At 67.1% G+C, this 246-nt stretch carries 1 protein-coding gene; it reads right to left on the reverse strand.

Annotated features, from left to right (window positions below; translation table 11 throughout):
* Nucleotides 1–246: alpha/beta hydrolase (locus SB772_RS44330; protein WP_410839069.1), on the reverse strand; the 246-nt coding region annotated here is incomplete at both ends.

Below are 246 nucleotides of genomic sequence, written 5' to 3' on the forward strand. Positions count from 1 at the left end.
GCAGCGCGCCGAAGCCGCCCATGCTGAGGCCGGTGATCGCGCGCGCGCGCTTGGTCGCGATCGTCCGGAAGTGCATGTCGACATAGGACACGACTTCGTCGCCGACGAAGGTTTCGTAGCGGCTGCCCGAGTCGAACGGGCTGTCGATGTACCAGCTTTCGTGGCCGCCGTCGGGCATCACGAGGATCACGCGATAGCGATCGGCCAGCGCGGCGATGCGGGTGTTCGCGGTCCAGTCGGTGTGGT

Source organism: Paraburkholderia sp. SIMBA_030 (genome assembly GCF_046535245.1).
In the GTDB taxonomy this organism is placed as follows: domain Bacteria; phylum Pseudomonadota; class Gammaproteobacteria; order Burkholderiales; family Burkholderiaceae; genus Paraburkholderia.